9 protein-coding genes are annotated in these 9200 nt (G+C 73.0%); 1 reads left to right on the top strand and 8 read right to left on the bottom strand.

All coding sequences use genetic code 11. The annotated features are described in order from the left end of the window. Positions 1-115: 115 nt before the first annotated feature. From DDP54_RS13190 to DDP54_RS13170, 5 genes are read right to left on the bottom strand one after another with little or no spacing between them, the layout of a single operon-like run. Complete coding sequence (locus DDP54_RS13190; protein WP_109132121.1) at positions 116-1612, bottom strand: acyl-CoA thioester hydrolase/BAAT C-terminal domain-containing protein; 1497 nt, start codon at positions 1610-1612, stop codon at positions 116-118. A 50-nt stretch (positions 1613-1662) separates the two neighbouring features. Further along, entirely contained in the window at positions 1663-2574 is a 912-nt protein-coding gene (gene era, locus DDP54_RS13185; RefSeq protein ID WP_109132120.1) for a GTPase Era, read from the bottom strand. Beyond that, complete coding sequence (locus DDP54_RS13180) at positions 2571-3875, bottom strand: hemolysin family protein (RefSeq protein WP_109132119.1); 1305 nt, start codon at positions 3873-3875, stop codon at positions 2571-2573. The genes era and DDP54_RS13180 overlap by 4 nt, the downstream gene beginning before the upstream one ends. Further along, complete coding sequence (gene ybeY, locus DDP54_RS13175; protein ID WP_109132118.1) at positions 3872-4324, bottom strand: rRNA maturation RNase YbeY; 453 nt, start codon at positions 4322-4324, stop codon at positions 3872-3874. Before ybeY ends, DDP54_RS13180 begins: the two co-directional genes overlap by 4 nt. Further along, the gene (locus DDP54_RS13170; protein WP_109132117.1) at positions 4321-5322 is read right to left on the bottom strand and encodes a PhoH family protein; all 1002 of its coding nucleotides are present in this window, start codon (positions 5320-5322) and stop codon (positions 4321-4323) included. Before DDP54_RS13170 ends, ybeY begins: the two co-directional genes overlap by 4 nt. Before the next feature lie 200 nt (positions 5323-5522). On the opposite strand from DDP54_RS13170, the gene DDP54_RS13165 reads away from it, so the two are divergent. Further along, on the top strand, positions 5523-6068 hold the full coding sequence (locus tag DDP54_RS13165; protein WP_109132116.1) for a Gmad2 immunoglobulin-like domain-containing protein: 546 nt from the start codon (positions 5523-5525) through the stop codon (positions 6066-6068). Between the two features lie 14 nt (positions 6069-6082). Here the strand turns inward: DDP54_RS13165 and DDP54_RS13160 are convergent, their stop codons facing one another. The 3 genes from DDP54_RS13160 to hrcA are packed head-to-tail and all read right to left on the bottom strand — an operon-like array spanning position 6083 to position 9110. Next, a complete protein-coding gene (locus tag DDP54_RS13160) occupies positions 6083-6910 on the bottom strand; it encodes a 16S rRNA (uracil(1498)-N(3))-methyltransferase (RefSeq protein ID WP_109132115.1) in 828 nt (275 codons plus the stop codon). A 3-nt stretch (positions 6911-6913) separates the two neighbouring features. Beyond that, a complete protein-coding gene (dnaJ, locus tag DDP54_RS13155; protein WP_109132114.1) occupies positions 6914-8038 on the bottom strand; it encodes a molecular chaperone DnaJ in 1125 nt (374 codons plus the stop codon). A gap of 49 nt (positions 8039-8087) precedes the next feature. Then, entirely contained in the window at positions 8088-9110 is a 1023-nt protein-coding gene (hrcA, locus tag DDP54_RS13150; RefSeq protein WP_109132113.1) for a heat-inducible transcriptional repressor HrcA, read from the bottom strand. Positions 9111-9200: the final 90 nt, after the last annotated feature.

Raw genomic sequence — 9200 nt, 5'->3', positions numbered from 1 at the left:
ACGTCCGCACAGCTCACCCCCAACCCCGGCGGGCACAGCCTTGCGCCCTCGATGACTATCGGCGCACATGGTGCCCTAGATGAGGCCACCGATGTGCCGGAACACCTCAGCTCGGTCAGATCCCGAGCTGGAACACCCCCCAGTACGCGGTGACGACCAGCAGGACCAGCGCTCCTGCGAGCACCGACCACACGACGACGTGCCCCCAGACGCCCGTCGCGACGCCCGGCCCGTCATGGCGCGGGTGCCGCTCGAGGTCGAGGAGCCGCACGCACGCCACGACGGCGGCGATCCCCAGGAGGCGCACGCCGACCCAGCCGCCCTGCACGATGACCGAGTTGCGCTCGTAGTCCAGCGCGAGCCGGGCGACTGCCACGAGGTACCAGACGAGCCCCCCGACGGTCGCGACCGAGAGCCCACCGATCCAGCCGAGCCGGCCGGCGACCCCGGGCGCGAGCCGGTGCCGGACCGGCCGGCCGCGCACGCGTCGCCATCCCGTGACGCCGAGCCCGACGAGAGGTCCGAGCACGAGCAGCCCGACCGCACCCGCGACGACCGCCAGGACGGCATCACCGTCGCCGAGCCAGCGCGGCATGGGCGAGGGCGCGGCCCAGTAGGTCTGGTGCGGGGTCGCCCCGGCGATCTGCGGCACCGACTGGGCGGTCGCGGGCAGCCCACGGATCCATCCGGACAGGTCGCGGAGGAAGTCGGGCGAGACCTCCCCGTCGACCTTGAGCCCGTGGTCGGCGCCGGCGTAGTAGCGGACCTGGTACTGGCCGTTGCCGGCGATCGCCAGGTCACGGATGATCTGCTCGGCACCCTGGACCATGGGCATCGACGCGTCGTGCGCGCCGTAGGCCACGAACACCGGCTGGTGCATGCGCCGCTGGTAGGGGGCGACGTCGAAGTCGAAGTACTCGAAGCCGCCGCCGGGCAGCGACATCCCGACGGCCCGGGGGATCGCGCGGAACACGGTGTTCGGCACCCCGGTGGCGCGCAGGTAGGAGTCCATCGCGAACGCGGCCTGCTGCCGCGGCGGGACGACCGGCGCCGAGGCGAACACGACGAAGGCGAGGCCCGGGTCGTCGGCGGCCATCACCGGCGCGATCCAGGCACCCTCGCTCTCGGAGTACACGCCGACCTTCGTCGGGGCGACACCGGGCCAGTGCCGCAGCGTCTGCACGGACGCGGCGTAGTCGGCTGCCATCTGGACGTAGTCGCGGTGCCGGGCCGAGTACGTGTCGAGCCGCTTGTTCGGGACCATCGTGACCACGCCCGACGCGGCGAGCGCGGACGCCTGCGCCTTGAAGGCCCGAGAGTACTCCCCCGTCCCGGCGCCGTGCACGAACACCACGGCGGGGAGCGGTCCGCTCGCCCCGACCGGCTCGGTGATCCGGGCCTCGATCGTGGTGCCGTCGAGCTGCACCGTGACGACCGACTCGCGCACCGGGTACGTCTGCGCGAGCGGGGCGTACGTCACAGCGGTCGACGAGCTCGCCACCACGAGCGGGTCGTTCAGGGGCACCGGGTCCCACTGGGGGCCCATGAACGCGCCGATCACGGCCAGCACGATGACACCCACGACGCTGCTGGTGGCGATGCGGTACGGCACCTGGAGAGTATCCCCCACGGTGGACCGGGCTCGATCAGGGATGTCCCTGGTCAGAAGCCCATCCGGCCGAGCTGCTTCGGGTCCCGCTGCCAGTCCTTGGCGACCTTGACGTGCAGGTCCAGGAACACGCGCGTGCCGAGTAGCGCCTCGATCTCGCGGCGTGCCGTCGTGCCGACCTCGCGCAGCCGCGAGCCGCCCCTGCCGATGATGATGGCCTTCTGGCTGTCGCGCTCGACGAACAGCTGGACCCGCACGTCGAGCATCGGGGTCGCGCCGTCGTCGCCCTCACGCGGCACCATCTCGTCGACGACGACCGCGAGCGAGTGGGGCAGCTCGTCGCGCACGCCCTCGAGCGCCGCCTCGCGCACGAGCTCGGCGACCATGACGGCGACGGGCTCGTCGGTGAGCTCGCCGTCGGGGTAGAGGGCCGGGCCCTCGGGCAGATGGCCGATGAGGATCTTCTCGAGCACGTCGACCTGGTAGCCCGTCTCCGCCGAGACCGGCACGATGTCGGCCCAGTCGCCGAGCTGCGAGATCGCGAGGAGGTGCTCCGCGAGGCGTGCCTTGCCGACGAGGTCGGCCTTGGTCGCGATCGCGACGACGGGCGTGCCCCGACCGTCACGTGCGGCGTCGGCGAGCTGCTCGGCGATGAACCGGTCGCCGGGGCCGACCTTCTGGTCCGACGGCAGGCAGAAGCCGACGACGTCGACCTCGGTGAGCGTGCCCTTGACGAGGTCGTTGAGACGTTCGCCGAGCAGCGTGCGCGGACGGTGCAGCCCGGGGGTGTCCACGAGGACGAGCTGCGCGTCCGGGCGGTGCACGATGCCGCGGATGGTGTGCCGCGTGGTCTGCGGGCGGGCCGACATGATCGCGACCTTCTGCCCGACGAGTGCGTTGGTCAGCGTCGACTTGCCGGCGTTGGGCCGACCGATGAGGCAGGCGAAACCTGAGTGGAAAGTCATGCGTGTGCTCCGTGGTTCGGGTCGGCGGGGGTGGTGGCCCCCTGGTCGTCCCCCGGCTCGTCGTCAGGCGTGGTCCGCCGGACGACGAGCGTCGAGATCTGCTTGCGGCGTCCGTCGGCGCGTTCTGCGACGAGGTGGAGGCCATGGATGTCGCCGGTGGAGCCGACGAGCGGAACCTTGCCGAGGGCCTTGGCGAGCAGACCACCAGCGCTGTCCACGTCGTCGTCGTCCACGTCGAGGTCGAAGAGCTCGCCGAGCTCGTCCTTCGCGAGCCGTGCCGGGACACGGTACGACCCGTCACCGAGGTCCTCGACGCCCGGGGCCGACGGGTCGTGCTCGTCGGTGAGCTCGCCCACGATCTCCTCGAGCGCGTCCTCGATCGTGACGAGGCCCGCGATGCCCCCGTACTCGTCCACGACCATCGCCATGTGCGACGAGCCGGCCTGCAGCTCGCGCAGGAGCTCGTCGACGGGCTTCGACTCGGGCACGTACACGGCGGGCCGGGCGATCGATGCCGCCGGGGAGTCCTGGGCGTCGGGGTCGTCGGACAGGCGGCGCACGAGGTCCTTGAGGTAGAGCACGCCGCGCAGGTCGTCGACCGACTCGCCGACGACCGGGAGCCGCGAGAACCCCGACCGCAGGAGCAGCGCGAGGGCCTTGCGCAGCGGCGTGTCCGCCCCGGTCACGATCATGTCGGTGCGCGGCACCATGACCTCGCGCGTGAGGGTCTGGCCGAGCTCGAGGACGGAGCGGAACATGTCGCGCTCCTCGTCCTCGATCACGTCCGACTCGCTCGCGCGCTCGACCATGTCGCGCAGCTCGTCCTCCCCGAAGTCCGGCCGCGCGCCCGACGTCGGCACCGCCCGCGCGAAACCGCCGACCGCGCGGGAGACCCCGAGCAGCAGGCGCGACAGGACGGTCAGCACGGCCAGGGGGTGCTGGCGTCCGACCGTCCGCGGGCTCACCCGCACGAGCAGGTAGGCGACGGCGGCGCACACGAAGCCGGCCACGAGCAGGACCCAGCCCCACGCAAGCCCCGTGGACGCGACGACGAGCGTGATGCACACCGTCGCCGTCATCTCCCCGAGCAGCCGCACGAACGCGGCCGACGACGAGACCCGACGCCGCTGCTCGACGAGCCGCCGCACCCGCTCGGCGGCGGGGTGCCGCTCGGCCAGCAGCTCGGTGACAGCGGCCAGGGTGACACGGCCGACCGCGACCTCGCCCGCGCTCAGCGCCGCCGCGAGCGCGATGCCGAGCACCGCGACCACGACGAGCAGCCCCAGGGGGACGTGCGTCATCGGCTCGCGAGGAACGTCAGGAGCAGCTGGCGCTGGAGCGCGAACATCTCCCGCTCCTCCTCGGGCTCGGCGTGGTCGTACCCGAGCAGGTGCAGGATCCCGTGCGTGGTGAGAAGGAGGAGCTCCTCGGCGGTCGAGTGGCCGGCGACCCTGGCCTGCGCGGCCGCGACGTCGGGGCAGAGCACGACGTCGCCGAGCAGGCCCGCCGGCGTCTGCTCACCCTCACGGCCCGGTCGCAGCTCGTCCATGGGGAACGAGAGCACGTCCGTGGGTCCCGGCTCGTCCATCCACTGCACGTGCAGCTGCGACATGACGTCGACGCCGACGAGCAGGATCGACAGGTCCGTCTGCGGGTGCACGTGCATGGCGTCGAGCACGTAGCGCGCGAGCGCCGCGAACTCCGCCTCGTCGACCTCGACACCGGACTCGTTGTTGACCTCGATGCTCATGTCCTGTCCCAGCGTGCGTAGGCGTCGATGATGTCGCCGACCAGGCGGTGGCGTACCACGTCCGACGAGGTCAACCGGCAGAAGGCGACGTCGTCGATGTCGGCGAGGATCTGCTCGACGACGCGCAGCCCCGACGTGGTGGCCGTCGGGAGGTCGACCTGCGTGACGTCGCCCGTGACCACGATCTTCGACCCGAACCCCAGGCGCGTCAGGAACATCTTCATCTGCTCGGTCGAGGTGTTCTGCGCCTCGTCGAGGATGATGAACGAGTCGTTGAGCGTGCGCCCGCGCATGTAGGCGAGCGGGGCGACCTCGATGGTCCCCGCCTCCATGAGCCGCGGGATCGAGTCGGGGTCGACCATGTCGTGCAGGGCGTCGTACAGCGGGCGCAGGTACGGGTCGATCTTGTCGCTGAGGGAGCCTGGCAGGAACCCGAGCCGCTCGCCCGCCTCGACGGCTGGACGGGTCAGCACGATGCGGCTGACCTGTCGCACCTGCAGCGCCTGGACCGCCTTGGCCATCGCCAGGTACGTCTTGCCGGTGCCCGCGGGGCCGATGCCGAAGGTCACCGTGTTGCGGTCGATCGCGTCGACGTAGTCCTTCTGCCCCTCGGTCTTGGGCCGGATCGTGCGCCCGCGCGACGTCAGGATGTTCTGGGTCAGCACGTCCACGGGGCGCGGCGACGCGCTGGCGGCGAGCATCGTCACCGACCGCGCGACGACGTCCGGGGTCAACGGCGTCCCGGCCGCGGCGACCTCGATGAGCTCGTCGACGAGCTCGGCGACGAGCGCGACGTCGCCCGCCGGGCCCGCGAGCGAGATCTCGTTGCCGCGCGCGTGGATGTCGACGGCCCGGAAGCCGGCCTCGATGGCCAGGAGGACCTCGTCACCGCGCCCCAGCAGCTCGACCATCGAGACGTCCGCGCCGACCGTGATGCGGTGCTCGACGCGGGCCGTGACACCGGTGGCGGGACGACGTGCTGGTGTGCTTTCGGCCATGTGCTCGGCTTGCGCCTCCGCGCTCCTTCGGTCCGCCCTGCCGTGGACCGGCAGGCGCTGTGCCCGAGTCTACCGAGCACGCGCCGTCCTCGGCCCGGCGCAGCCACTCCGGCGGCCGCACGCGGTACGTTCCGAGCAGACGGCGGTCGCACGGATCCGGGTGCGCCGCCGACCGAGGCAGCCGACCTGAGGACGACACCATGCGAGCACGACGATCGCGACCCCTGCTTCTCGTGGCGGCCGGGGTAGGTGCGGCACTGACGATCGCGACGTCGGCCGGTTGCGCGTCCGGGACCGTTCAGCCCGGCGCGTCGACTCCGGTGACAACCGCGACCGCCCCCGCGACGACGTCCGCGACGGCACCGGCGAGCACCCCGACTCCCGAGCCCTCGGCGTCGAGCACGCCGACGGACGGCGTCCCGACCGACCAGCCGACCAACGGCCCCAACACCCTGACGGCACCGACGGCCGGGGCGACCGTCGACGGTCCCGACGTGCCGGTCACCGGCACCGGCACCGGCTTCGAGGCGACGCTGAGCTGGGAGGCCGTGCCCACCGGGGGCGGCGACCCGGTCGCCCAGGGCTTCACGACGGCGGGTGCCAACGGCGAGGTGGGCCCGTTCGCGTTCACGGCAACCCTGCCGCCAGGCACCTACACGCTCTCGGTCTGGGAGCCTGACATGTCCGACGGCGCGACCGGCACCAAGCGTCACAACCAGGTGTCGGTGACCGTCACCGTCCGCTGACGGCCGAGCTGGGCTCAGCCCCAGCGCCCGAGGCGCTGGGCGAGCAGTGCCAGCGCGATCGGGCCCGCCGTCGACGTCCGCAGCACGTGCGGTCCGAGGCGCACCGCTCGCGCGCCCGCCCCCACGAGCGCCTCGAGCTCACGCGCCGAGATCCCGCCCTCGGGGCCGACGACGACGAGGACCTCGCGCTGCTGCCCGGCGCCCCGCGGGCCGTCCGACGGCGCGGACGACCCGGCGTCGGCCGCTCGCGCCACGCCGAGCCCTGCCAGGTCCACCTGCGCGATCGGCACGCTCGCCTCTTCGTGCAGGACGAGCGCGACGCCGCCGGCGTCGACGGTCCGGTGCACCCGCTCGACGAGCCCGCGCCCGTCGACCGCGAGCTCGACCTCGGGGACCCGGGCCCGGCGCGACTGCTTGGCCGCGGCGCGCACGGTCCCGAGCCACCTCGACCGGCTCTTCGCGGCCCGGTCCCCGCGCCACACGACGACGGAGCGCTCGGCCTGCCACGGCACGACCGCGTCGGCACCGACCTCGGTCGCCGCCTCGATCGCCATCTCGTCACGGTCGCCCTTGGCGAGCGCCTGCACGAGCACGAGCGCCACGTCCGGAGCCGGCTCGTCGGTCCGGGCCACGACCTGCAGCGTCACCCCCTCGGCACCGACCGCCCCGACGAGGCACTCGAGCCGGACGCCCGCACCGTCGACGACGTCCACGCGCTCACCCGGTGAACGGCGTTGCACGACCCCGGCGTGCCGCCCCTCGGCCCCGTCGAGCAGGTAGGCGCCGCCGGGGTGCACGGCCGCGAGCGCGCCCGGCTCCACCAGGAAGACCGGAGCACTCACCGCTCAGCGACCCGAGAGCTTGTCGCGGAGCTTGGCGAACACCCCAGGGTTGGCGGCGGAGAACCGTGCCTCCGGCCGCTCTTCGCCGCGCAGCGTCGCGAGCTGCTGCAGGAGCGCTGCCTGGTCCTCGTCCAGCCCGGTGGGGACATGGACGTCGACGTGGATGTGCAGGTCGCCGCGCCCACCGACGTGCAGGTGCCCGACGCCGAGCCCCCGCAGCGTGATCACCTGGGCCGGCTGCGTGCCCGGGCGCAGGTCGACCTCCTGCGGGCCGTCGAGGGTGTCGAGCGTCAGGACCGTGCCGAGCGCGGCCGCCGTCATCGGCACCGGGAGCGTGCAGTGCAGGTCGTCGCCCTGCCGGACGAACGTCTCGTGCTTGCGCTCCCTGACCTCGAGGTAGACGTCGCCGGCGGGCCCGCCGGCCGGACCGACCTCGCCCTGGCCCGTCAGCTTGATACGCGTCCCGGTGTCCACCCCGGCGGGCACGTCGACCGTCAGGGTGCGGCGCGAGCGCACGCGGCCCTCGCCCGAGCACTCGGTGCACGGCTCGGGGATGACCGTCCCGAACCCCTGGCAGGCGGCGCACGGCTGGGACGTCATGACCTGCCCGAGGAACGAGCGGGCGATGCGCTGCACGCTGCCTCGGCCGCCGCAGACCTCGCACGTGCGGGGCGACGTCCCGGGGCGGCAGCACGTGCCGGAGCACGTGGGGCACACCACGGCCGTGTCGACCTGCACCTCGCGGTGGGACCCGAACGCGGTCTCCGCCAGGTCGAGGTCGAGGCGCACGAGCGCGTCCTGGCCGCGGCGCGCGCGCGGGATGGGCCCACGCTGGGCGCTCGCGCCGGACCCTGCGCCGAAGAAGGTCTCGAAGATGTCCTGGAACCCGAAGCCGCCACCCATGCCGCCGCCGGCGGACGGGTCGCCGCCCACGTCGTACGCGCGGCGCTTCTCGGGGTTCGACAGCACGTCGTACGCCCGCGAGACGTCCTTGAACATCTCGTCCGAGCCGCCGTCCTCGCCGGCGACGTCCGGGTGGTGCTGACGTGCGAGGCGGCGGTAGGCCTTCTTGATCTGCTCGGGGCTCGCGTCGCGGGCAACCCCGAGGATCTCGTAGTAGTCGGTCACAGATCACTTCCTGGTCGGACGGTGAGGCGAAGGGCCGGGTTCGGCCGGGTCATCCGGCGAGGATCCGTGTGAGGTACCGCGCGACCGCGCGGACGGAGGCCATCGTGCCGGGGTAGTCCATGCGGAGCGGACCGATCGAGCCGATCCGGGCGAGGGCGTCGCCGTCACCGCCGTATCCGGTCGTCACGAAGCTCGTCTCGAGCAGCCCCTCGTGCTGGGTCTCGCGGCCGATCCTGGCTGACACCGCCGTGGCGTCCTCGGCCATCTCGGTCAACAGTCGCAGGAGGACCACCTGTTCCTCGAGCGCCTCGAGCACGGGGCCGAGCGTGTGGGTGAAGTCCGCCCCGCTCGCGCGGGCAAGGTTCGCGGTCCCGGCCAGCACGACGCGCTCCTCGCTCTCCTGCGCGAGCGTCTCCTCGACGACGGAGACGACCGAACGGACGAGCGACGCATGGTCCGGGGCGAACGAGTCAATGAGGGCCGCAAGCACGGTGTCGAGCTCCGCGAGCCGCCGGCCGGCGGCGGCGACGTTGAGGCGGGCGCGCAGCACCGCGACGACGTCGAGGTCGGGTTCGGTCGACAGCTCGACCGTGCGCTGCTCGACGCGACCGTTGTCCGTGATGATCACCACGAGCAGCCGTCGGTCACCGAGCGGGACGAGCTCGACGTGCCGCAGCACCGAGCGCCGCAGCGACGGGTACTGCACGACCGCGACCTGCTGGGTCAGCTGGGAGAGCAGCCGGACGGCCCGGTCCACGACGTCGTCCAGGTCGACGGCGCGCGCGAGGAAGTCCTCGATCGCCCGCGACTCCGCGCCCGACAGCGGCTTGACCGATGAGAGCCGGTCGACGAACAGGCGGTACCCCTTGTCCGTGGGCACGCGCCCCGCCGACGTGTGCGGCTGCACGATGAAGCCGCCCTCCTCGAGGGCCGCCATGTCGTTGCGGATCGTCGCAGGCGAGACCCCGAGCCCGTGCCGCTCGACCAGCGCGCGGGAGCCGACGGGCTCGCGGGTGGCCACGTAGTCCTCGACGATCGCGCGCAGCACGTCGAGCTTGCGATCCTCGCTCATCGCACCTCCTGCGCGTCGTCCTGGACCTCACTGGGTGCCCGTCGGGTCGCCCGGCGGGCTGCCGTGAGAGCGGGGTAGCACTCGGCCACC

Origin of the sequence: Cellulomonas sp. WB94 (genome assembly GCF_003115775.1) — a bacterium.
Taxonomy (GTDB): domain Bacteria; phylum Actinomycetota; class Actinomycetes; order Actinomycetales; family Cellulomonadaceae; genus Cellulomonas_A.
Note: the sequence above shows the minus strand (reverse complement) of the source record. Positions and strands in the feature narration are given on the sequence as shown.